Annotated in this window: 1 protein-coding gene; it reads left to right on the forward strand. The window is 66.0% G+C overall.

Annotated features, from left to right (window positions below):
- Position 1: 1 nt before the first annotated feature.
- Positions 2 to 786 (forward strand): glucose-1-phosphate thymidylyltransferase RfbA (gene rfbA / locus J8I29_RS29660; protein WP_209434424.1); only part of this gene is annotated, 785 nt, incomplete at its 3' end.

The raw sequence follows: 786 nt of genomic DNA on the forward strand, positions 1-786 counted from the left end.
TATGCGCGGTATCATTCTTGCCGGCGGGAGCGGCACGCGGCTCTATCCGATGACGAGCATCGTGTCGAAGCAATTGCTGCCGATCTACGACAAGCCGATGATCTATTACCCGCTGAGCACGTTCATGCAGGCGGGCATTCGCGAAATCCTGCTGATCTCGACGCCGCACGACCTGCCGCTGTTCCGCAAGATGCTGGGCGACGGTTCGCAATGGGGCCTGAAGCTGAGCTATACCGAGCAGCCGCGCCCGGACGGCCTGGCCCAGGCCTTCGTGATCGGGGCCGACTTCGTGGGCGGCGAGCCCTCGGCGCTGATCCTGGGCGACAATCTGTTCTACGGGGCGGGCCTGCCCGGCCTGATGCGCTCGGCCGTCTCCCGCCGGGAGGGGGCGACGGTGTTCGCCTATCACGTCACCGATCCGGAGCGCTACGGCGTGGTCGGCTTCGACGAGAATGCGGTGGCGACCTCGATCGAGGAAAAGCCCAGGCAGCCCAAATCCAACTGGGCGGTGACGGGGCTGTATTTCTACGATGCCGAGGTGGTCGACATCGCCAGGGCCATCAAGCCCTCGGCGCGCGGCGAATATGAGATCACCGACGTCAACCGCATCTATATGGAGCGGGGCAGCCTGCATGTGGAACGCATGCGGCGCGGCTATGCCTGGCTCGACACCGGCACGCCCGACAGCCTGCTGCAGGCCGCCGAGTTCGTGCGCGTGCTCGAGCACCGCCAGGGCGTGCGGCTGGCCTGCCCGGAGGAGATCGCCTTTTCCAGCGGCTGGATCGA

The organism is Labrys sp. LIt4, assembly GCF_017813775.1.
Lineage (GTDB): Bacteria > Pseudomonadota > Alphaproteobacteria > Rhizobiales > Labraceae > Labrys > Labrys okinawensis_A.